Annotated in this window: 19 protein-coding genes; 2 read left to right on the top strand and 17 right to left on the bottom strand. The window is 68.5% G+C overall.

Annotation, left to right across the window (positions count from 1 at the left end):
* Positions 1-3: 3 nt before the first annotated feature.
* The 11 genes from atpD to FJV46_RS11070 form a co-directional block, all read right to left on the bottom strand.
* Entirely contained in the window at positions 4-1,467 is a 1,464-nt protein-coding gene (atpD, locus tag FJV46_RS11020; RefSeq protein ID WP_087027294.1) for a F0F1 ATP synthase subunit beta, read from the bottom strand.
* An 84-nt stretch (positions 1,468-1,551) separates the two neighbouring features.
* Positions 1,552-2,445 carry a F0F1 ATP synthase subunit gamma gene (locus FJV46_RS11025; protein ID WP_087027292.1) on the bottom strand — a complete coding sequence of 298 codons (894 nt, stop codon included), beginning with the start codon at positions 2,443-2,445 and terminating at the stop codon, positions 1,552-1,554.
* An 89-nt stretch (positions 2,446-2,534) separates the two neighbouring features.
* A complete protein-coding gene (gene atpA / locus FJV46_RS11030; protein WP_087027290.1) occupies positions 2,535-4,169 on the bottom strand; it encodes a F0F1 ATP synthase subunit alpha in 1,635 nt (544 codons plus the stop codon).
* Between the two features lie 94 nt (positions 4,170-4,263).
* Entirely contained in the window at positions 4,264-5,076 is an 813-nt protein-coding gene (locus FJV46_RS11035; RefSeq protein WP_087027288.1) for a F0F1 ATP synthase subunit delta, read from the bottom strand.
* Positions 5,076-5,627 (bottom strand): F0F1 ATP synthase subunit B, encoded by a 552-nt coding sequence (locus FJV46_RS11040; protein ID WP_087027286.1) that lies wholly within the window; start codon positions 5,625-5,627, stop codon positions 5,076-5,078. The genes FJV46_RS11035 and FJV46_RS11040 overlap by 1 nt, the downstream gene beginning before the upstream one ends.
* A gap of 50 nt (positions 5,628-5,677) precedes the next feature.
* Positions 5,678-5,893 (bottom strand): ATP synthase F0 subunit C, encoded by a 216-nt coding sequence (locus FJV46_RS11045; RefSeq protein ID WP_019481292.1) that lies wholly within the window; start codon positions 5,891-5,893, stop codon positions 5,678-5,680.
* An 84-nt stretch (positions 5,894-5,977) separates the two neighbouring features.
* On the bottom strand, positions 5,978-6,799 hold the full coding sequence (gene atpB, locus FJV46_RS11050; RefSeq protein WP_087027284.1) for a F0F1 ATP synthase subunit A: 822 nt from the start codon (positions 6,797-6,799) through the stop codon (positions 5,978-5,980).
* 85 nt (positions 6,800-6,884) lie between these two features.
* Entirely contained in the window at positions 6,885-7,202 is a 318-nt protein-coding gene (locus tag FJV46_RS11055) for a hypothetical protein (RefSeq protein ID WP_370684666.1), read from the bottom strand.
* Position 7,203: 1 nt separating this feature from the next.
* The gene (locus tag FJV46_RS11060; protein ID WP_232008407.1) at positions 7,204-7,749 is read right to left on the bottom strand and encodes a Cg1360 family ATP-synthase-associated protein; all 546 of its coding nucleotides are present in this window, start codon (positions 7,747-7,749) and stop codon (positions 7,204-7,206) included.
* 148 nt (positions 7,750-7,897) lie between these two features.
* Positions 7,898-8,929 carry an MraY family glycosyltransferase gene (locus tag FJV46_RS11065; protein ID WP_087027282.1) on the bottom strand — a complete coding sequence of 344 codons (1,032 nt, stop codon included), beginning with the start codon at positions 8,927-8,929 and terminating at the stop codon, positions 7,898-7,900.
* Positions 8,926-10,848 carry a polysaccharide biosynthesis protein gene (locus tag FJV46_RS11070; RefSeq protein ID WP_087027280.1) on the bottom strand — a complete coding sequence of 641 codons (1,923 nt, stop codon included), beginning with the start codon at positions 10,846-10,848 and terminating at the stop codon, positions 8,926-8,928. The genes FJV46_RS11065 and FJV46_RS11070 overlap by 4 nt, the downstream gene beginning before the upstream one ends.
* Positions 10,849-11,047: 199 nt before the next feature.
* Between FJV46_RS11070 and FJV46_RS11075 the strand changes: the two genes are divergently transcribed.
* Together FJV46_RS11075 and FJV46_RS11080 are read left to right on the top strand one after the other, a co-directional pair.
* Positions 11,048-12,031 carry a glycosyltransferase gene (locus FJV46_RS11075; protein WP_158250122.1) on the top strand — a complete coding sequence of 328 codons (984 nt, stop codon included), beginning with the start codon at positions 11,048-11,050 and terminating at the stop codon, positions 12,029-12,031.
* A complete protein-coding gene (locus tag FJV46_RS11080) occupies positions 12,028-12,960 on the top strand; it encodes an NAD-dependent epimerase/dehydratase family protein (protein WP_232008408.1) in 933 nt (310 codons plus the stop codon). The genes FJV46_RS11075 and FJV46_RS11080 overlap by 4 nt, the downstream gene beginning before the upstream one ends.
* A gap of 77 nt (positions 12,961-13,037) precedes the next feature.
* Here FJV46_RS11080 and FJV46_RS11085 read toward each other — a convergent pair whose 3' ends face one another.
* The 6 genes from FJV46_RS11085 to thrB form a co-directional block, all read right to left on the bottom strand.
* Positions 13,038-13,820 (bottom strand): L-threonylcarbamoyladenylate synthase, encoded by a 783-nt coding sequence (locus FJV46_RS11085; RefSeq protein ID WP_087027274.1) that lies wholly within the window; start codon positions 13,818-13,820, stop codon positions 13,038-13,040.
* Between the two features lie 73 nt (positions 13,821-13,893).
* Positions 13,894-14,814: a glycosyltransferase gene (locus FJV46_RS11090; RefSeq protein WP_232008409.1), complete on the bottom strand. Its 921-nt coding sequence runs from the start codon at positions 14,812-14,814 to the stop codon at positions 13,894-13,896.
* Positions 14,811-15,782, bottom strand: a complete 972-nt coding sequence (prmC, locus tag FJV46_RS11095; protein WP_087027272.1) for a peptide chain release factor N(5)-glutamine methyltransferase — start codon at positions 15,780-15,782, stop codon at positions 14,811-14,813. Before prmC ends, FJV46_RS11090 begins: the two co-directional genes overlap by 4 nt.
* Positions 15,783-15,784: 2 nt before the next feature.
* Positions 15,785-16,864 carry a peptide chain release factor 1 gene (gene prfA / locus FJV46_RS11100; protein ID WP_087027270.1) on the bottom strand — a complete coding sequence of 360 codons (1,080 nt, stop codon included), beginning with the start codon at positions 16,862-16,864 and terminating at the stop codon, positions 15,785-15,787.
* Between the two features lie 203 nt (positions 16,865-17,067).
* A complete protein-coding gene (gene rho, locus FJV46_RS11105; RefSeq protein WP_087027268.1) occupies positions 17,068-19,302 on the bottom strand; it encodes a transcription termination factor Rho in 2,235 nt (744 codons plus the stop codon).
* A 331-nt stretch (positions 19,303-19,633) separates the two neighbouring features.
* Positions 19,634-20,545 (bottom strand): homoserine kinase, encoded by a 912-nt coding sequence (gene thrB / locus FJV46_RS11110; RefSeq protein WP_232008695.1) that lies wholly within the window; start codon positions 20,543-20,545, stop codon positions 19,634-19,636.
* Between the last annotated feature and the right edge of the window lie 48 nt (positions 20,546-20,593).

The raw sequence follows: 20,593 nt of genomic DNA on the forward strand, positions 1-20,593 counted from the left end.
GCGTTACTTACCGGTCTGCTCTTGGATCTTGGCCCACTGGCGCTCGACATCATCGAGGCCACCGACGTTGAAGAACGCCTGCTCCGCGATGTGGTCGAGGTCGCCGTTGCAGATGGCCGAGAAGCCTTCGATGGTGTCCTTGATCGCCACGGTCGAGCCCTCGACACCAGTGAACTGCTTGGCGGTGTAGGTGTTCTGCGAGAGGAACTGCTGGATACGGCGCGCGCGGGCGACGATCACCTTGTCCTCCTCGCTGAGCTCGTCGATGCCCAGGATCGCGATGATGTCCTGCAGTTCCTTGTTCTTCTGGAGGATCTGCTTCACGCGAACGGCCGTGTTGTAGTGGTCATGGCCGATGTACTGCGGGTCCAGGATGCGGGAGGTCGAGGCGAGCGGGTCCACGGCCGGGTAGAGGCCACGGGACGCTATCTCACGCGAGAGCTCGGTGGTCGCATCGAGGTGCGCGAAGGTGGTCGCCGGAGCCGGGTCGGTGTAGTCGTCGGCCGGCACGTAGATGGCCTGCATCGACGTGATCGAGTGGCCCTTCGTCGAGGTGATGCGCTCCTGCAGGAGACCCATCTCGTCGGCGAGGTTCGGCTGGTAGCCCACGGCCGAGGGCATGCGCCCCAGCAGGGTCGACACCTCCGACCCGGCCTGGGTGAAGCGGAAGATGTTGTCGATGAACAGCAGCACGTCCTGGTTCTGCACATCGCGGAAGTACTCCGCCATGGTCAGCGCCGACAGTGCCACGCGCAGACGCGTTCCGGGTGGCTCGTCCATCTGGCCGAACACGAGGGCCGTGTCCTTGAGGACCCCGGCTTCCTCCATCTCGACCCAGAGGTCGTTGCCCTCACGGGTACGCTCGCCCACACCGGCGAAGACCGAGGTGCCACCGAAGTTACGGGCCACACGGGTGATCATCTCCTGGATGAGCACCGTCTTGCCGACGCCCGCGCCGCCGAACAGACCGATCTTCCCGCCCTTGATGTACGGGGTGAGGAGGTCGATGACCTTGATGCCGGTCTCGAGCATCTCCGTGGAGCCCTCGAGGGAGGCGAAGCTGGGAGCCGTGCGGTGGATGGGCCAACGCTCGGTGATCTCGAGCGCTGACTCCTCGACGTCGAGCGGCTTGCCCAGGACGTTAAAGATGTGGCCCTTGACGCCGTCGCCCACGGGGACCGAGATGGCCGCTCCGGTGTCCTGCACCACGGTGCCGCGGACGAGGCCGTCGGTCGCCTGCAGTGAGATGGCGCGCACGAGGTTGTCGCCGAGGTGCTGCGAGGTCTCGAACGTGATCAGGCGCGTCTCACCATTGAGAGTGATCTCGGTGGTGAGGGCGTTGTACATTGCGGGGATTGCGTCGGCCGGGAACTCGACGTCGACAACCGGGCCGATGACACGTGCAATACGGCCGGTGGCTCCGGGGGCAACTGAGTCCGTACCGTGTTCAACAGTCTGGGCAGTCATCTCTCTCACTTCATTTACGTAGATGGCGTGGAAACAAGTCTAGCGGTGCACCCGGCGTCCCTTCGTGGACCCGGGTGGGAAGGGTCAGGAGGCGTTCAGCGCGTCCGCGCCGGCCACGATCTCCGAGAGCTCCTGCGTGATCTCCGCCTGGCGGGCGGTGTTGCGCAGGCGGGTGTACTTCTTGATCAGCTCGGTGGCGTTGTCACCGGCGGACTTCATCGCCCGCTGACGTGCGGCGAGTTCGCTCGCCGCCGCCTGCAGCATCGCCGCGAAGATCCGGGACTCGATGTACCGCGGGAGCAGTGCGTCGAGCACCTGCTCGGGCTCGGGCTCGTACTCGTAGAGCGGGAGCAGGTCACCGGGCTGCGTGACCTCCTCGTCCACGACCTCGAGCGGCAGCAGTCGCATGACCGACGGCTCCTGCACGACCATCGAGCGGAACTTGGTGTAGACGACATGGATCTCGTCGACGCCGCCCTCCTCGTAGTCCTTCAGGAACGTCGCCAAGAGAGCCTCGCCGACCTCGCGGGCCGTCTCGAACTCAGGAGCATCCGTTCCACCGGTCCAGACCTTCTCGTAGCCGCGGCCGCGGAAGTCGAAGTAGGACTGCGCCTTGCGCCCGAGGAGGTAGGACTGGATCTCCTTGCCCTCCGAGCGCAGTGTCTCGAACAGGCCCTCGGCCTGCTTCAGGGCACTCGCGGAGTACGAACCGGCGAGACCGCGATCCGAGGTCAGGACCAGCACGGCAGCACGTCTCACCTCGCCGTGCTCGGTCGTCAGGGGGTGGTCGATCTCCGACTGCGACGACACGGCCGACACCGCGCGGGTGATCGCATTGGCGTACGGCAGGGCCGCAGCGACACGCGTACGTGCCTTGCCGATGCGAGACGTCGCGATCAGCTCCATCGCCTTGAAGATCTTCCGCGTCGACGTCGTCGACGCGATCTTCTGGCGGTAGACCCGGATCTGGGCTCCCATTCTTGTCCTTTCCTTCGCTCCCCTACGGGAAGCGATCCGGCTCGAGGCCCTGCTGCCGGGAGGGTCTCCCCTCCCGGCAGCCCGGGTCCCTAGCGCTTCTGTCGAACGATCTTTTCCTGCTCGACCGAATCGGCGTCGATCGCGTCGTGCTCTTCGTGACCTGCACCGAAGCCGTTGGCCCCTTCACCGAAGAAACCCTGCTTGAAGTCGGTGATCTGGGTCTTCAGCTCCTCCGCCGTCGAGTCCTCGAGCTTGCCCGTCTGGGCGAGCGTCGTCAGGACCTGCGACTTGTGGCCGAGGTGCTCCAGGAACTCCGTCTCGAACCGGTTGATGTCCTCGACAGGAACGTCGTCGAGATAACCGTTCGTTCCGGCCCAGATGGACACGACCTGCTGCTCGACCGGCATCGGCGAGTACTGGCCCTGCTTCAGCAGCTCCATCAGGCGGGCACCACGCGTCAGTTGCTGGCGTGAGGCGGCATCGAGGTCCGAGGCGAACATCGCGAAGGCCTGCATGTCGCGGTACTGGGCGAGATCGAGCTTCAACGTGCCCGAGACCTTCTTCATCGACTTCACCTGCGCGGCGCCACCCACGCGGGAGACCGACACGCCGACGTCCACGGCGGGACGCTGGTTGGCGTTGAAGAGATCCGACTGGAGGAAGATCTGGCCGTCGGTGATGGAGATGACGTTGGTCGGGATGTAGGCCGAGACGTCGTTCGCCTTCGTCTCGATGAGCGGGAGACCCGTCATCGATCCGGCACCGAGGTCGTCCGAGAGCTTCGCACAGCGCTCGAGCAGCCGGGAGTGCAGGTAGAAGACGTCGCCCGGGTAGGCTTCGCGTCCCGGCGGACGCCGCAGCAGCAGTGACACGGCACGGTAGGCCTCGGCCTGCTTGGACAGGTCGTCGAACACGATGAGGACGTGCTTGCCGCCGTACATCCAGTGCTGCCCGATTGCGGAACCGGCGTAGGGCGCGAGGTACTTGAAGCCTGCGGGGTCGGAGGCGGGAGACGCGACGATGGTCGTGTACTCCAGGGCGCCCTTGTCCTCGAGGGTCTGGCGGACCGCAGCGATGGTCGACGCCTTCTGGCCGATGGCCACGTAGATGCAGCGGACCTGCTTGCTCACATCGCCCGAAGCCCAGTTGGCCTTCTGGTTGATGATGGTGTCCACCGCGATGGCGGTCTTGCCGGTCTGGCGGTCACCGATGATCAGCTGGCGCTGGCCGCGCCCGATCGGGATCATCGCGTCGATGGCCTTGAGACCGGTCTGCATGGGCTCGTGCACCGACTTGCGCTGCGTGACGCCCGGGGCCTGGGTCTCGAGGGCGCGGCGGCCCTCGGCGACGATCTCGCCGAGATCGTCGATGGGCTGGCCCAGAGGGTCGACGACACGGCCGAGGAAAGCGTCACCGACGGGGACCGAGAGGATCTCTCCCGTGCGGTGCACTTCCTGGCCTTCTTCGATGCCGTTGTAGTCACCGAGCACGACGACACCGATCTCGCGGGTGTCGAGGTTCTGCGCGAGTCCGAGCGTGCCGTCCTCGAATCGCAGCAGCTCGTTCGCCATGACGGAGGGAAGACCCTCCACCCGGGCGATGCCGTCACTGGCGGTGGTCACGCGGCCCACTTCGACGCGCTCCGCGTTTCCGGGCTCGTAGGACGCCGCAAAGTCGTTCAACGCACTACGAACGTCTTCGGCGTTGATGGTCAATTCGGCCATCTCAGTCCCTGCTCTCCTGTGTTGTGGTCACCTGGATGCGTGGCGACCGATGTGGTGTTCAGTGTGTATACGACGCTGGTGGAAGGCCAGAGGCCTATCCGGCCAGCGTGCGGCGCAGTTCGGACAGGCGCGTGACGACGGTCGAATCGACCATCTCGTCTCCCACGCTGACGCGGACTCCACCGATGAGTGTGGGGTCGACCTTGACGTTGACCTTCAGTTCGCGACCGTACAGACCGTTCAGACCTGATTGCAGCCGCTCGAACTGGTCGGCGGTCAGCGGACGGGTGACGCTGACATCGGCGATCCAGCGCTGCTGGCGTGCCGCGACGAGCTCCAGGAACCGCTCCACGAGTGCAGCGGGCTTGAGGCCGCGCGGCGACTCGATGGCCTGGCTGATCAGCAACCTGGCGGCCGGACCTGCACCGGGTACGAGCTTGAGCCCGAGCGCCACCTTCGACTCAGGCGTCGCCTGGGTCTCGGAGAGCGCCCGCTGCAGGGCGTGGTTGGAGGCGACGACCTGGACGAAGGCGTACAGCTCGTTCTCGAGCTGCTCCAGCCCCTCGGCGCCGCTCCCCTGCTCGGCGACCGAGATCACGACAGTGGCAGCGAGGGTCTCCAGGGCATCACCGATGTCACGGGCGTTGGCCCAGCGCTCGCTGACGAGATCCCTGACCACATCCGCCGCTTCGGACGAGACGCGACCGCCGATCAGCTGACCCGCGAGCACCGCCTTGTCCTGACCGGAGCGCGACGGATCCGTCAGCGCACGGCGAAGCCCCGCATTGCTGTCGAGGATCGCCAGTACTCCGAAGAGGTCCTCCGCCAGCGCGAGATCCGCACCGGGCAGGCGCGACTCCAGCCCTTCACGGACCGACGCGAGGGAGACGCTCGATACTCCTGCCATTACTTCGCTGCACCTGCGCTCGATGAGGATTCGAGATCCGCGAGAAAACGGTCGACGACGCGCGACGAGCGTGCGTCGTCCGCGAGCGACTCCCCGACGATCCGACCTGCGAGGTCGGTCGCCAGCGTGCCGACCTCGGCGCGGAGCGAGACCACGGCGGCCTGGCGCTCGGCCTCGATCTGGACGTGTGCCTGCTCGGTGATCCGGGTGGACTCCGCGGCGGCCTTCTCCTTCAGATCCGCAAGGATCTGGGCGCCTTCGGCGCGTGCTTCCTCACGGATGCGGTTCGCTTCGGTACGAGCGTCGACAAGCTGCTGCTTGTACTCCTCGAGCGCCGCATTGGCTTCGGCCTGGGCGGCCTCCGCCTTGGCGATCCCGCCTTCGATGGCAGCCGTCCGTTCCTCGAACGTCTTCTCGAATGCCGGCATGACGAACTTCCGCACGATGTACATGAGGACTAGGAAACCGACGACGGTCACCAGCAGTTCCCACAGGTTCGGGATCAGAGGGTTCGAGCCCTCTTCCGCCGCCATAATCGCTGCGTTAAGCATTTTTCACCCGTCTTTCTTCAACTGGTCTTCGGTCGATCAGGACGGATGTGTCAGGCGCCGATGACGAAGGCGAAGACGAGACCCAGGATCGCGAGTGCTTCCGTCAGGGCCAGTCCGAGGAAGGCGATGGGCTGGAGGACACGCTGTGCCTCGGGCTGGCGAGCGACGCCGTTGATGTAGGCCGCGAAGACGAGACCCACACCGATACCACCGCCGATTGCGGAGAGACCGTATCCAACGAGGTTGAGGCTACCCTGTACTTCCATTGTGTTCCTTTCAAGATGCCGCCTTGGTGCGACAGGTTGTTTGGGATCATCCCCGACGGGGAAGACTGTTGAGAATCTGGCGGACTAGTGCGCGTCCGCGTGCAGTGCGCCCTCGATGTAGATCGCGGCGAGCAGGGTGAAGACGTACGCCTGCAGGACCATGATCAGGGCCTCCAGCATGTACATCGCCACCGACCCGACAAGGACCAGCACGCTGGTGCCCTGCAGGAGGATGTTGCCCGTCATGACCATGTACTCGATCGCGGAGCCGGCGAGGGTCACGATGAGGTGACCGGCGAGCATCGTCGCGAAGAGTCGGAGCGAGTGCGTGACCGGGCGGACGATGAAGTTCGAGATGATCTCGATCGGCACCACGATCAGGAGGATGTACCAGGGGACGCCCGAGGGGACGACGGCCAGCTTGAAGTAGCGGATGCCGTGCTTCTTGACGCCGATACCCACCCAGAGGAGGAAGAAGATGGCTGCGATCCCGTAGGCGCTGCCGGGGTGCGAGAACGTGGGCAGCTGCAGGAGGGGTATGGCGCCGAAGATGTTGTTCACCAGCACGAAGAAGAACGCGGTGAAGAGCCAGGGCACGTACTTCAGGAAGTCCTTCCCGCCGATGATGTCCTTGCCGATGGAGTTGCGGACGAAGCCGTACGCCGTCTCCCCCAGGAACTGGACTTTTCCGGGCACCATCTGGCGCCGGCGGGAGGCGACGAGGAAGAAGGCTGCGATGAGGACCACCGAGAGGATGGTCAGCAGCATCTGCTTGCCGAATCCACCCTCCAGCAGGACCCCGTATTCGCCACCCCACGGGAAGATGTCCCGATAGTGGGTGTCATCGATCGTCGGGGCTACGAATCCCTCTTCGGTAGTTGCGGCCGGGAGCGCAAGCGCGATCAACGCGTTTCCTCTCTGCAGTGTCCATCGTTGGGCAAGATCTGTTCGGCCGCAGCGTGACTGGTCCGACTCGTTAAGTTCTGGGGAGTCACTCGGGTCCGTCCTCGGCACCGGGCGTTGTCCGGGATCCGCTGTGCGGATTCGGCGTGTGGTCCCGGGTGAGGTTGTGCATGTGGGAGAGGTAGAAACCCCCGGCTGCACCTAAGAACGCTCCCGCCAGCACCAACCAGCGCGTGTCGAGGAGATTATCCAGCCCCCAGCCTATCAAACTCCACACCAGGATCCCGCCAATGATGTAGCTGAAGACGGTCATGCCCGCCTCGTAGCCGCCGTTGGAATAGCGGCCTTCCCCGGGTGCGGGAGAGCCTGCGGAGGCGTCCTCGCGTCGCTGCATTCCGCCCGCCATCTCAGCGTCCCTGCCCGTCGCGAGAGGGCGGGAGGTCCCCGGGACGTGGAGTGCCCCCGGGTGCGGACGCGCCGTCTCCGGCTTCGTCCCGGTCGCCGTACAGGGGCGTCCGGAGGCGCGAGAACGCGACCACCTCGGCGACCTGCCAAGCGAGGACGGCGGCCAGCGCCCCGACGAAGAACCACGTGCGGTCGAGCCATCCCGGCGTGCCGAGGAAGAACAGCACGGCGGCGAAGCCGACGACCTTGATCGCGTAGGTCACGGCGAAGAGCCCCAGGGCACCCGAGGGGTTGGTCCTGCCGGCGTAGTGGCCGATCAGCAGGCTGATCCCGAAGAACGCGATGACGAGGGCGGCCCCGAACAGCACGCTGAGCGCGGCGGCGGGTGAGGTGGACAGGGCGGCTGCGGCGGCGAGGACCACGGTCACTGCACCTGCTGCGGCGGCGGACCGGCCGAGGATGCCGAGCCAGGGAGATTCCGTGGCGCCCGAGACGGGCACGAGGGCGGAAGGATCGGCTGCTGTGGCCGGCTGGTCCGGTCGTGGCACGTACTGTCCGCTCTGTCGGCTGCGCCGTGCGGCGCCCTGCTGATCCTCCGTCGACCGTGTCGCGCGGAGGTGTGCCGGGGACGGAGGACAGATCGTCATCGCCCCGGCGCCTGAAATTCTACCGTACCGTGCGGCTCCGGCCCGGTCCTCAGCCCCTGACGGCCGTGCGACGCCCGACCGCTCCCCGGACGGCCCGGACGATCCGGGGTGAGGAGAGGTAGAGGGCGACGACGGCGGCCGCGAACAGCGACACGGACACAGCCAGCGGAGCGGCAGCCGTCGCGAGGACGAATCCCGCACCGCCGGTCAGCATCGACAGCACGCTCACGAGGACCGCGACCTGCGCGTGGGTGAGCCCCGCGTCGGTGAGCCGCTGGTAGACGTGCTGGCGATGGGCCGCGGAGAGCCTCTCGCCGCGCCGCGCCCGGCGCAGGAAGGTGGAGAAGGTGTCGGCCAGGTAGATCAGCACCGGCGAGAGGAGGTACTCGAGGTAGACACCTGCGAGGAGTCCCGTCACGGCGATCGCCGCGATGGACGCACCGAGCAGGTAGCTGCCGACATCACCCAGGAAGACGAAGCCGCGCCCGAGGTTCCAGGGGAGGAAACCGGCGAAGGCCGCCGCGACGACGAGCCCGGCGACGATCAGCCACATCTGGTCGCTGAGCAGGCCCGCCCACGCGTAGAACGCCCCGACGACGACACCGTGCATGCCGGAGATCCCGTTGATGCCGTCCATGAAGTTGGCGGCGTTGATGTAGGCGGCGACGGCGATCGCCCCGACGGGCAGCCACCAGTAGCTGCTCTCGTCGATCGTCGTCGCGAGCGCGGCCGTCCCGGCCGCCCCGATGAGCAGCTGGACCGCGAGCCGCACCCGGACCGACAGCCCGCGGAAGTCCTCGATCCAGCCGAGGGCGGACGCCGCGCCCACCATCAGGAAGATGATCAGGATGAGTGACCGGTCGACGGCGACGAGCCCCGTGGCGAGTGAGAGGGCCAGTCCCGCGAGGATGGCGGCCGCGACCGCGACACCCATCCCGCGGATGACGAGCGTGGTGTGCGAGGAACGATCGTTGGGGATGTCGATGACGCCCAGGCGCCGGAGCAGCGGCTTGACGATCACGGGAAGGGCCAGGGACAGCGCCAGCGCCACGAGTCCGACGACGGCCAGCAGGGCACTCATGACGCCGCTCCGCCGGCGCCCGTCGAGGAGGGCGCGGAACGGCGGGGCTCCACGGACTGGTGCTCCGTGGCAGCGTCGAAGGAGGCGATGCCACGCTGGTCGTGGGTGAAGCCGCCCTCGGTCTTCCACTCCTGGAGGCTGAGCTGCTGCGGGTCCAGAGGTACCACCGAGGTGTGCGAGATCTTCGGGTGGAGGGGACGCGAATCGTTCTCCCCGGCGCCCATGAGATCCTCGTGCATCTTCTCCCCGGGGCGGAGACCCGTGAACACGATGTCGATGTCCTTGCCCGACATCGCGATCATGCGCTGGGCGACGTCCAGGATCTTCACGGGCTCACCCATGTCGAGGATCAGCACCTCCCCTCCCCTGCCGATCGCGCCGGCCTGCACCACCAGCTGGCACGCCTCGGGAATGGTCATGAAGAACCGGGTGACCTCGGGGTCGGTCACCGTGATGGGCCCGCCGTTGCGGATCTGCTCGGTGAACAGGGGCAGCATGGAGCCGCGGCTGCCGATCACGTTGCCGAACCGGACCGACACGAAGCGTTGTCCGGTGCGTGCCGCGTGCCAGGACGTCAGCTTCTCCGCCACACGCTTGGAATGGCCGAGGACGCTCGTGGGGTCCGCGGCCTTGTCGGTCGAGATGTTGACGAAGTTGGTCACTCCGACCGCCGACGAGGCCCGCAGCACATTGAGAGAGCCCTGGACGTTGGTCTTCCAGGCCTCCTCCGGGTACTGCTCCAGGAGCGAGACGTGCTTCAGCGCGGCGGCGTGGAAGACGACCTGCGGCCGGCGTTCCTCGAAGATGCCGAGCAGGGCGTCGGCGTCCCTGATGTCGGCCAGGACCGTGTCCCTGCCGGTCAGCAGACCGCGCCCGGTGAGTGAGATCTGGGTGGACTGCAAGCCGCTCTCGTCGCGGTCCAGCATGATCAGCTCTGCGGGCGAGAACGCGGAGAGCTGCCGGCAGAGCTCGGAGCCGATCGAGCCACCGGCACCCGTGACGAGGACGCGCTTGCCGGTGATGTACCCCGAGACCTCGTCGGCATGGATGTCCACGGGGCGCCGGCCGATCAGGTCCTCGACGGCGACCTCGCGGAAGTCGGCGATGCCGGGCCCGGAGGCACCGAGCATGTCACGCAGCGGCGGCAGGACGAGGACCTTGATCCCGAGGCCCGCCACGAGGTCGGAGACCCGGCGGACCTGGGCCGCCTCCACCTCGGCGAAGGCGATCACGAGCATCGACGCCTGGGTCCGGGCGACGATCTCGCGAAGGTCCTCGATCCGTCCGAGGACCGGGACCGAGGACAACCGCAGGTGCTTCTTCGCGGGGTCGTCGTCGACCAGGCCCACGGGGAAGTAGGGAGAGTCGGGGTCCTGCATCATGCGCCCGACGAGCGAGTTGCCGAGGAAGCCCGCGCCGTAGATCAGCGTGCGCTGGGCGTCCTCGCCCGGCTTGGCCTTGCTCTCCACGTACATGCGCTTGAGGTAACGGGTCGCGGCGAGGAACATGCAGGCGAACGGAAAGGCGATGATGCCGATGCTTCGCGGTACTTCGATCACGGTGAAGAACGCCACGCTCACGAGCACGAGGATGACCCCGACCAGCACGGCCACGACGACGAGGAGCTTGGCCTCGTGGAAGCTCCCGAAGCTGTAGCGGCCGCGGTACAGGGCGAAGCTCAGCCCGACGGCGAGTTGCGCGATGACGGCGACCGCGCAGAACGCGGCGATCCCGGGGACGTTGACCTCCTTGACCAGGAGTTCGTAACGCAGGATCAGGGCCAGGAGGATGGCGACGATCCAGGCCGCGGCGTCGAGGAGGTACTGCGACCACAGCCAGATGGCAGGCTTGTCACCGCCGGCGGCTGCGGCCGTGGAGCCGGATGTCCGGGCCGAGGCCCGGCCTTCGTTGAGTCCCATGATTCCTAACGGTGTCAGGCAGGCATCACCGCGTTCGCCACCGGAGACGCTTCCACCGATGGCCGGGCACTCACTGCGCTCGGCGCCCGGGCAGGGGCTGGAACACGGTGTAATAGACTGCTACTACCCGAGAATACTAACTGCACCGCCTGTGCCAGGCCCGTTGCGCACCGCCCTGGCGCGGCCTGGAAGGAACAGGTTGCTTGCCCCTGACGCCGGCTCTCCCCGCGTGTTCATCGTCATCACGACCTTCAATCGGGCATCTTACCTGCGCCAGCTCCTCGACTCCGTCGCCGGGCTCGATCCTGCGCCCGCAGGCGTCGTCGTCGTCGACAACGCGAGCACCGACGGCACCGAGGACCTGCTCGCCGGCATCGATCTCCCCGTCCCCGTCGTCGTTCACCGGCTCCCGGCTAATGTCGGAGGTGCCGGTGGTTTTGCGGCGGGGGTGGCGCGCGGCCTCGAGGAGGGCGCCGAGTGGCTGTGGCTGATGGACGACGACGTCGTCGTCCTGCCCGATGCCCTCGCCGCCTTCCGGCCCTGGCTGTCCCGGTACTCCTGCCTGCACGGACGCCGCCTCGACCACGCCGGGCAGCCCTTCTTCTGGCAGCACCGGCTCAGCGAGACGCTCGGCGTGCACCTGCCCGTGCGCGGTGACGTCTTCGCCACCTCGCCGGTCTTCCACACCAACGTGGGCTGCTTCGAGGGGATGTTCATCTCCGCCGAGGTGGTGCGCACGACGGGGCTCCCGGATGCCCGGTTCTTCCTGAACGGCGACGACACGACGTACGGCTGGCTCGTCTCGCAGCGGTACCCGGTGGCCTACGTGGACGCCGTCGTGCTGCAGAAGACCCGGCCGCAGCGGCAGATCGACCTCGGTATCCGCCACCTCAACGACTCCAGCGACCTCTCCCGGTTCTGCGGGATGCGAAACCGCGGGCACCTCGCGCGGTACCTCCGCCTGCACGGCAGCTACTCGCGCGTCGGCTTCGGGGTGGGCACCGCCCTGACCGCCACGAAGGAGATCGTGCGGCTGATCGCCGTCGAGCGCTCCGTGTCCGGCGTCACCGCCCTCTGGCGGGGATGGCGCGCAGCCCGGAGGATCCTGGCGGACCGCACCTGGCGCCCCGAGCCGCCCCTGACCGGCGACACCGGGCCGGGAGCGCCGGGGGCACCGCTGTGAGCTGGCTCGTGTTCGGGGGCACCGGATTCGTCGGCTCGGCGGTGGTGGACGGCGTGGCACGGACGGGGATCGCGGTCGGTTCGCAACGCGCACCGCGCTGCACCACCACGGCCGCGACGCCGGAGGCCCTCGTCGCAGAGGCGCTCCGGGCGGACCCCGCCCTCCTCGCCGACCTGACCGCGCTGATGGAAGGTCACGACGTCGTGGTCAATGCCGCCGGATCGGCGACGCCGTCCGCGACCGGCGACTCCGACCTGCTCGGCGCCAACGCCCTGCTTCCGCTCGTCCTTGCACGGGCCGCCGACGCGGCGGGCGTGCGGCGTTTCATCCACCTCAGCAGCGCCGCGGTCCAGGGGCGCACCCCGATGCTCGACGAAACCCCGTCGGTGCGCCCCTTCTCCGCGTATTCGCGGAGCAAGGCCCTCGCCGAACTGGCACTGGCCGAGCTGCCGGTGCGTGCCTCACTCACCGTCATCCTCCGGCCCACCTCCGTCCAGGGACGGGGCCGCCCGACGACGCTCGCGCTCGCCCGGTTCGCCGGCTCCCCGCTGGCCTCGGTGGCCGCGCCCGGCACCTCGCCGTCGCCCATCACGTCGGTCGACGCCCTGGCGGACCTCGTCCTCTCCGTCGGCTCCCATCAGGGCCCTGTCCCCCGCATCATCCTGCAACCGTGGGAGGGGCTCTCGGTCCGCTCGGTCCTCCAAGCCGCGGGAGGACGTCCGCGCGAACTGCCGGCCGTTGCATGCCGCGCCGCCGTGCGCGTGGGGTACGCGCTGTCGGCGCTGCTGCGCGGTCGCCTCGATGGGCAGGTCCGGCGGGTCGAGCTCATGTGGTTCGGCCAGGATCAGGTGCCCGGGTGGTGCTCGGAACAGGGGCTCACCCCGGTACCGCAGGTCCACGACCTGCTGGTCGCCGCGCGCCACGCCTGAGGCCTCCGACCGGCGGTCCGCGGGGCGCCCGAACAGCACGAGCGCCTGGAGGGGGGCGACCGACGGACCGTCCCGCGTCAGTCCGCGGTGGTCCCGCCCGGTTCCGTTCCGCCCGGTGCTACTCCACCCGGTGCTGCTCCGCCCGGTGCTGCAGCGGCCTGCGGGGCATCGCCGTCCCTCGTGCCCTCGGCCGCGGCAGGCCCGACGCCGTCGATCCCGACGATTCCCGGAACGATCGCGCGCAGCCGTACCAGCGGCACGGTCCCCTCCCGCACCACCCGAAGGATGTCTCCGGTGGCGTCGACGATCGTCGACCCCGTGCCGTCCGCGGCGGTCCGCTCGCCGTCGTCCAGGTACACGGCCACGGATTCCGCGAGCTGGGCGACGGCGTCGGCCGCCGTCGTGGCGGCGGGCTGCCCCGTCCGGTTGGCCGAGGAGACGGCGAGCGGCCCGGTGAGGGTCAGCAGTTCGAGGGCCAGCGCGTCGTCGGGAACACGGAGCGCGACCGTTCCGAGGGTGTCACCGAGGTCCCAGGTCAGGGACGGCTGCGCGTGGCAGATGAGCGTCAGGCCACCGGGCCACAGGGCCTCGGCGAGTCGCCGTGCGTCCGGGTGGACATCGGTGGCGAGACCGTCGAGGGTCTGCAGCCGGGGAATGAGGACGGGCGGCGGCATGCTGCGGCCGCGGCCCTTGGACGCCAGGAGCGTGGCCACGGCCTGCGGCGAGAACGCGTCGGCGCCGATCCCGTACACCGTGTCCGTTGGGAGGACGACGCACTGCTTGAGGGAGACAGCGCGCTGGGCAGCCGCGAGGGCCTCCCTGCGCTGGACGGGGTCGGAGCAGTCATAGCTGGTGGTCACCCGATCATCCTTTCATCGGTTCGGACACGGGCGCGCCGGAGGACACCCGGACGGTAGCGGAGTGCACGGCGCCTCAGGACGGCGGCGGGCCGAACCCCGTGCCGCGCAAACCCGCCGAGTACGCCCTGAACCACGCCCTGAGGCCGGCGAGATCGCGTTGGGTGAGGAAGTAGTACGGGAACCCGATGACGTCCGCGCCGAACCATCGCAGGCTGCGGTACTTGCGGGCCAGGTAGGCCCGGTTGCGGAAGTAGGAGAAACGCTTGAACTCCCCCTCGGGGATCACGGGAGTGATGAAGCCGCCGAAGATCGGTTTCATCTCCGCCCAGGTGGCCGGATGGCGCACTGCCACCGTGGTCACCGTTCCGTACTTCAGGCCGGCCTTCCGCACGCGTGCGAGGAAGTCGACCTCGTCCCCGCGGATGAAGAACTTCATGTCGGGGAGACCGATCGTCGAGAAGACCTCCGTGCGGACCAGCGCGCCGTTGAAGAAGTGCACCATGTCGGGCAGGAATCCCAGGGGTTCGAGCGACGCACGATCATTGGTCGGCAACCCCCTGATGCGGAAGTTGAAGGACAGCCGGCTCGGGTCCGAGGTCGCCGCGACCAGGGGGCAGACGATGTCGAGATCGTGCTCGTGCGCCGCGCGCAGCAGTTCCGTGAGGCAGCGCTCGTCCTCGGGATGGCCGTCGTCATCCATCAGCCACACCCATCGCGCCCCGCTCGCGATGGCGGCAAGGATCGCGAACGCGAACCCGCCCGCTCCCCCGAGATTGGCCTCGGAGCGCAGGTAGTGGATGGCGCCGTCGGCCGCCTGCACGACATCGGTGGCCGGTCTGGTGCCGGAGTCCACGAGGGCGATGGTCCGGATCGGGGCTGTCTGCACGGCGAGTGACCGCAGGAGCTGGGCGAGTTCCTCGTGGCGGTCGTAGGTGACGGCGGCGACGGCCACCGTGTCAGTGCCCTGGGGGTGCTGCATCGGCTGCTCGGTCATGGTGTGTGCCCTGCTGTGTGGTCGGGTGTGTCCACCGATGGGTGGCCGGTCGGGTGTCCACGGTGCTCCCGTGCTGCGGGCCCGATTGTCGGAGGCGTCGCCGACGATGCACGCTGCGCCGTCGTCGGCCGGGCGCTCTCGCGCAGGACGGCGCTCGTGGCGCGGTCCCGCCCGCCGAGGTCCTGATGCGTGGTCACCGAGGTCCAGACGCCTGCCTCCGTGAGGAAAGCGGCGACCCAGGGTGCCTGCACCTCGGCGTGCTCCATGACGAAGTACCCGCCCGCCCTGAGCAGGCGTGCTGCGGACGCGGCAGCGGCCCGGGGCAGCCGCAGACCGTCCGCTCCCCCGCCGTACAACGCCATGTGCGGATCGTGCTCCGCGACCTCGGGCTCGTTCGGTACGGCGTCCGCAGGGATGTAGGGGGGGTTGGAGACCACGATGTCGAACGAGCCGTCGAGCTCGGGCAGCGCCGTCGCGAGGTCGCCCTGCACCAGGCGGACCCCGTAGGGCTCGAGGTTGGTGGCCGCCCAGGCGCACGCGAGATCGCTCAGCTCGACGGCGTACACCTCCGCGCCCGGGACCTCGTCGGCGACGGAGGCAGCGATCGCCCCCGATCCGGTGCCGAGATCGACGATCCTCGGCGAGGACAGTGGTCCCGCCCTGTCGATCACGAGCTGGGCCACCGACTCGGTCTCGGGACGGGGGATGAAGACACCCGGCCCCACGGACAGGTCGATCCGGCGGAAGGACGCCGATCCCGTGAGGTGCTGCAGCGGGACCCGTCGGGCACGCTCGTCGACCAGTGCCTGGAAGCCCGCGGGCGCTTCGGCGCCGATGAGTGCCAGCGCCCGCAGCCGCCCGCGTGACACGCCTGCGAGGTGGGCGGCCAGGAGCTCGGCATCCACGCGGGGACTCGCAACGCCTGCCGCGCGAAGCCGTTCCTCTGCAGCGCGGAGGGCCTCCTCCACGCCTACTCTTCCGTGCCGATGGCGTCCAGGCGGGCCTGCTCGTCCATCTCGATGGCCGACTGGACCACGGGCTCGAGGTCACCGTTCATGACGGTGTCGAGGTTGTAGGCCTTGTACCCCGTGCGGTGGTCCGCGATCCGGTTCTCGGGGTAGTTGTAGGTACGGATACGTTCCGACCGGTCCATGGTGCGGATCTGCGACTTCCGGATGTCCGAATTCGCCGCGTCGATCTTCTCCTGCTCGTGCGCGAGGATGCGGGACCGCAGCACGCGCATGGCGGCCTCACGGTTCTGGAGCTGCGACTTCTCGTTCTGCATGGCCACCACGATCCCGGTAGGCAGGTGGGTGATGCGCACGGCGGAGTCCGTCGTGTTGACGGACTGGCCGCCCGGGCCGGAGGAGCGGTACACGTCGATCTTCAGGTCGTTCTGGTTGATCTCGACCTCTTCCGGCTCGTCGACCTCGGGCAGCACGAGCACGCCCGCCGCGGACGTGTGGATCCGGCCCTGGGACTCGGTGACCGGGACACGCTGCACCCGGTGCACGCCGCCCTCGAACTTGAGCCGCGCATAGACACCCTCGGCCGGATCGTTGGAGGATCCCTTGATGGCCATCTGGACGTCCTTGTAGCCGCCGAGATCCGATTCGTTGGCGGAGATGAGCTCCGTCTTCCACCCGCGCGACTCCGCGTAGCGCGCGTACATCCGGAGCAGGTCGCCGGCGAACAGGGCTGCCTCGTCGCCACCCTCGCCGCCCTTGACCTCGATGATGACGTTGCGGCCGTCGTTCGGGTCACGCGGGATGAGCAGGCGCCGCAGGCGCTCCTGCGCGACGGTGAGCTGTTCCTCGAGTACCGGCACCTCGGCGGCGAACTCGGGATCCTCGGACGCCATCTCCCGTGCGGCCTCGAGATCGTCGTTCAGGGCGGTCCACCGGTTGTGCGCGTCGACGATCCGGCCGAGCTCGGCGTACCTGCGTCCGAGCCGACGCGCCAGAGCCTGATCGGCGTGGACGGCGGGATCGGCGAGCTGGTCCTGCAGCTCGGAGTGCTCGTCGAGCAGTCCCTGGATGGACTCGAACATCGGTGTACCTCTTTCGGCTTGTGCAGCCAGTCTACGAAGATCGAGAAGACAGAAATGACCACGATGGGGTGCTCCCGGCGGTTATTCCTGTCTTCTCGACGCGGGATCCCGGTCCGCGGGGAATCCCGGTTAACGGGGAAGCCGCCTGTATCGCCGACCGGCCGAGTGGCGCGGGTCGGCGATACAAGCGGCTGGGTGAGCTGCTAGTCGGAGTCCTTGGAGCCCAGCGTGGTCTTCTGGACCTGCATGAGGAACTCGACGTTGGACTGCGTCTCCCGGATCTTGTTGGTGAGCAGCTCGAGTGCCTGCTGGGTCTCGAGACCCGACAGCACGCGGCGCAGCTTCCACATGATCTTGACCTCGTCCGGCGAGAGCAGGTTCTCCTCGCGGCGCGTACCGGACGCGTTGACGTCCACTGCGGGGAAGATGCGCTTGTCGGCGAGGCTGCGCGAGAGGCGGAGCTCCATGTTGCCGGTGCCCTTGAACTCCTCGAAGATGACTTCGTCCATCTTGGACCCTGTCTCGACGAGCGCCGTTGCGAGGATGGTGAGCGAGCCACCGTTCTCGATGTTGCGGGCGGCACCGAAGAAGCGCTTCGGCGGGTACAGCGCCGCCGAGTCGACGCCACCGGAGAGGATCCGGCCCGACGCCGGAGCGGCCAGGTTGTAGGCACGGCCGAGGCGCGTCATCGAGTCGAGGAGAACCACGACGTCCATGCCCATCTCCACGAGGCGCTTGGCGCGCTCGATGGAGAGCTCGGCGACCGTGGTGTGGTCGTCCGCGGGGCGGTCGAAGGTGGAGGCGATGACCTCACCCTTCACCGTGCGCTGCATGTCGGTGACTTCCTCGGGGCGCTCGTCCACGAGCACCATCATGAGGTGCACCTCGGGGTTGTTGATCGTGATGGCGTTCGCGATCGCCTGCAGGATGAGCGTCTTGCCTGCCTTCGGCGGGGAGACGATCAGGCCACGCTGGCCCTTGCCGATCGGCGCCACGAGGTCGATGACGCGGGGGCCGATCTTCTTCGGGTCCGTCTCGAGGCGCAGGCGGTCGGACGGGTAGAGCGGCACGAGCTTCGCGAACTCGACGCGGTCCTTGAGGTCCTCGGCCGGCTTGCCGTTCACCGTGGTCACGCGGACGAGGGCATTGAACTTCTGCCGGGCGCTGGCCTGCGTCTCGCCCTCGCGGGGTGCACGGATGGCTCCGACGACGGCGTCGCCCTTGCGCAGGTTGTGCTTCTTGACCTGGGCGAGCGAGACGTAGACGTCGTTCGGTCCGGGCAGGTAGCCGGAGGTGCGCACGAAGGCGTAGTTCTCGAGGACGTCGAGGATGCCCGCGACGGGCAGCAGGACGTCGTCCTCGGTGACCTCGACGTCGTCGACGTCCGGCTGGTTGCGGCCGCGACGGCGGTCGTTGCGCTCGTTGCGGTCGCGGAAGCGGCTGCTGCGGTCGTCGGACGCATTGCCCCCGTTGCGGTTGGCACGGTTACGGCGATTACGGCCGCGGCCCTCGTCGTCGTTCTGGTTGCCCCGGTTGTCCGAGCGATTGTCCCGGTTGTCCCCTCGGGAATCATTGCGGGCGTCACTGCGCTCGCTGCCGTTGCGGCCGCCGTCGTTCTGGGTGTCGTTGGTCGAGCCACCGTTGGTGGAGCCACTGTTGTTCGAGGCGCCGTTGTTCGAGCCGCCGTTGTTCGAGCCGCCGTTGGCGGAATCGTCCCGGCCGTTGCGGGACCGGCTGCGGCGCTCGTTGCGGTCGCCGCGTCCTTCGCCCTGCTGGCCCGATGCGCCGTCACCCTGCTGGCCCGCGTCGTTCTGGCCGTCGTTCCGGGTATCGTTCCCGGCCTCGTTCTGACCGGACTGTGCGTCGCCGCGATCCTCGCCGCGACGGTTGCGGCGGTTGCGCTGGTTGCGTCCGCCGCCCTCGCGGTCACCGCGATCCTGCTGCTCGCCGGCGGACGAGTCGTCGGAGGCATCCCGTGACGGAGCCTCGGCCTGCTGGTCGCCGGTGGCACCTGCGGGCTCGGACGCGGGGACGGAGACGACGCCGTCACTGCCCGCGCGCCGGTTGCGGTTGCGGGTCCGGGGCTGGCGCTCGGCGGGAGCGGACTGCTCGTCCTGGGGCTGGCCTGCGGAGGGTGCCTCGGCAGCGTCCGGTGTGCCGGAGACCTCGGAGCGCTGCGCGTCTGCGCCGCGCTCGCTGCGGACGGACGGTGCCTTCTGGCGGTCCGCCACGGCGCCGCCGCGCTGGTGGTCGGAGATGGCCGAGACGAGGTCGCTCTTGCGCATCCTCGATCCACCGGTGATACCGAGCTGTCCGGCGAGTGCCTGCAGCTGCGCGAGCTTCAGGCCTGCAAGGCCGCTGCTCTTGGAAGTTGTTGCGCCGGTTGCTTCAGCGTCTTGGGTGGCCACACCTGGTAACAGGTCAGTGGTGTCAGTCACGAAGGATCCTTCCCCCTCGTCGGGCGGCCACCTGATCAGTGGTCCGCGGTGGTTTGCCCCGTGCCGCATGTGAAGCAGGCGGGGTTCAGCCGGGCCGGAGGCTGCCCGGCGTCGACTGGGTGTGCTGAGAGCCTGGGGATGCCTTCGCGCGTCAGGGCTGGCCCGCGCACGAAGATATGGTCGGAGGCTACACCGGAGGATGTTCTACTGCTGTCGGAACCTGCAGTGTGTGCGGCGGTCCGAAGATCAGGACGGTCGACTCAACAGAAGCACACGATGCCTTGAGAGACACAGCGAGTCGCGAGGCGCACAGCATGCGCCGGAACGATCACTACCCTTGGTGCACTTCCACTTTAGCACCTACACGCTCCACCGCGAGCCGGAGAACCCGCCACGCCCTGGGTGTGTCGCCCTGATCGAGCAGCCGGGCGATGGCCGACTCGGCGGCATCTGCCTGCTCCTGCCCTACCGCGAGCGTCATGATGCTCGGGCCCGCGCCGGAGATGGTGCTGGCGAAACCGGCGGACCGCAGGCCGCGCATGAGCGTGGCGCTCGGCAGCATGGCCTGGGCGCGGTAGTCCTGGTGCAGGGAGTCCTGGGTTGCGGGGAACAGCAGCGACGGGTCCGCGGACAGGGCGTGCACGAGGAGCGCGGCACGGCCCGCGTTGGCCGCGGCACTGTGGTGCGAGACCGAGGGCGGCAGGAGTGCCCGTGCGCTCTCCGTGGAGAGTGCGGCGTCAGGGACGGCGAGGACGGGGACGACATCGGGATGCACCTCCACCCGCGAGCTGTGGTACGCGTGTCCGCTCTCCCAGGAGATGGCGAGCGAGCCCATGAGTGCGGGGGCCACGTTGTCGGGATGGCCCTCGAGCGAGGCCGCCCACTGGAGCACCTGTGCCTCGTCCAGCCGGTGTCCGGCGGGCAGCAGCGCATTGGCGGCGAGGACGCCGGCGACGATCGCCGCGGCGGAGGAACCGAGGCCCCTACCGTGCGGGATCACGTTGGTAGTGTCCAGCTCGAGCCCCGGGGACCGGAAGCCGACGCGGTCGAGCGTGCCGAGGAGCGAGCGCGCCACCAGATGGGTCGCGTCGTTCGGCAGGTCGGCTGCTCCCTCCCCCGATGCCCTGACGGTCGTCGTCCCGGCCGTGGTGGTGCGGACCCGCACGGTGTCGTGCAGCGCGAGCGCCAGGCCGAGGGTGTCGAAGCCCGGTCCGAGATTCGCGCTCGTGGCGGGCACCCGTATCTCGACGGCCTGTCCGGTGTCGACCCCGGGAAGCTCCGCCGGTTCGGG

This window comes from Arthrobacter agilis (assembly GCF_006494655.1).
Taxonomy (GTDB): Bacteria; Actinomycetota; Actinomycetes; order Actinomycetales; family Micrococcaceae; genus Arthrobacter_D; species Arthrobacter_D agilis.

What these genes read in the sequence shown, in the direction of transcription:
- atpD (WP_087027294.1), bottom strand. Translation starts at nt 1,467, where the DNA reads ATGACTGCCCAGACTGTTGAACACGGTACGGACTCAGTTGCCCCCGGA.
- FJV46_RS11025 (WP_087027292.1), bottom strand. Translation starts at nt 2,445, where the DNA reads ATGGGAGCCCAGATCCGGGTCTACCGCCAGAAGATCGCGTCGACGACG.
- atpA (WP_087027290.1), bottom strand. Translation starts at nt 4,169, where the DNA reads ATGGCCGAATTGACCATCAACGCCGAAGACGTTCGTAGTGCGTTGAAC.
- FJV46_RS11035 (WP_087027288.1), bottom strand. Translation starts at nt 5,076, where the DNA reads ATGGCAGGAGTATCGAGCGTCTCCCTCGCGTCGGTCCGTGAAGGGCTG.
- FJV46_RS11040 (WP_087027286.1), bottom strand. Translation starts at nt 5,627, where the DNA reads ATGCTTAACGCAGCGATTATGGCGGCGGAAGAGGGCTCGAACCCTCTG.
- FJV46_RS11045 (WP_019481292.1), bottom strand. Translation starts at nt 5,893, where the DNA reads ATGGAAGTACAGGGTAGCCTCAACCTCGTTGGATACGGTCTCTCCGCA.
- FJV46_RS11055 (WP_370684666.1), bottom strand. Translation starts at nt 7,202, where the DNA reads ATGGCGGGCGGAATGCAGCGACGCGAGGACGCCTCCGCAGGCTCTCCC.
- FJV46_RS11065 (WP_087027282.1), bottom strand. Translation starts at nt 8,929, where the DNA reads ATGAGTGCCCTGCTGGCCGTCGTCGGACTCGTGGCGCTGGCGCTGTCC.
- FJV46_RS11070 (WP_087027280.1), bottom strand. Translation starts at nt 10,848, where the DNA reads ATGGGACTCAACGAAGGCCGGGCCTCGGCCCGGACATCCGGCTCCACG.
- FJV46_RS11090 (WP_232008409.1), bottom strand. Translation starts at nt 14,814, where the DNA reads ATGACCGAGCAGCCGATGCAGCACCCCCAGGGCACTGACACGGTGGCC.
- prfA (WP_087027270.1), bottom strand. Translation starts at nt 16,864, where the DNA reads ATGTTCGAGTCCATCCAGGGACTGCTCGACGAGCACTCCGAGCTGCAG.